The sequence below is a fragment of the Mesorhizobium sp. M4A.F.Ca.ET.022.05.2.1 genome, assembly GCF_003998845.1.
Taxonomy (GTDB): Bacteria; Pseudomonadota; Alphaproteobacteria; order Rhizobiales; family Rhizobiaceae; genus Mesorhizobium.
The window spans coordinates 1-692 of sequence record NZ_RZOJ01000799.1; the positions used below are offsets into that span (position 1 = coordinate 1).

Annotated in this window: 2 pseudogenes; both read right to left on the reverse strand. The window is 69.4% G+C overall.

The features are described from left to right. Nucleotides 1-459, reverse strand: a pseudogene (locus EN745_RS35490) (cobyrinic acid a,c-diamide synthase); the annotation flags it as partial. Next, nucleotides 456-692 (reverse strand): annotated as a pseudogene (locus tag EN745_RS35495) (uroporphyrin-III methyltransferase); the annotation flags it as partial. The pseudogenes EN745_RS35495 and EN745_RS35490, both read right to left, overlap by 4 nt.

Below are 692 nucleotides of genomic sequence, written 5' to 3' on the forward strand. Positions count from 1 at the left end.
GTTAAGGACGACGCCGGCCATGCGCACGTCGGGGTCGTAGGTTGCGAAACCCTTGGCTACCGCGGCAGCAGTTGTCGATTGGCCCGATACGTCGAGCACGAGCAGCACCGGCAGGCCGTAGAGCCGCGCAAGGTCGGCGGCCGAACCCGTGCGGCCTTCCGCAGCGGGAATGCCGTCGAACAGGCCCATGGCGCTTTCGAGGATGACGAATTCGGCATCGTCGGCCGCCTGAGCCGTGAGCGCGTTGAGCAGCGCGGGCGGCATTGCCCAGCTGTCGAGATTGACGCCGGACAGGCCGGTGGCGGCGGTGTGGAAGCCCGGGTCGATGTAATCGGGCCCGGATTTCGCGCCACGCACCTTCAGGCCGCGCCGGGCGAGCGCGCGCAGGATGCCGATGGTGACGCTGGTCTTGCCCGAACCGGAGCGCGGCGCGCCGATGATGATGGCGCGTGCCGTCATGTCTCGCCCGCCAGTGCCGCGCGCATGGCGACGATACCGCCGACGACGATCAGCGCCGGCGAAGCCAGGCCGGCGGCCGCGGCCTCTTCGGCAATGGTGGCGAGCGTGGCGACAACGGCCCGCTCCTGCGGCGTGGTCGCGGAAACGATCACCGCGGCCGGCGTCGACGGCGCCAGCCCGCCTTCCAATAATGAAGCGGCGATCTGAGGCAGATTGGCCATTCCCATATAGAC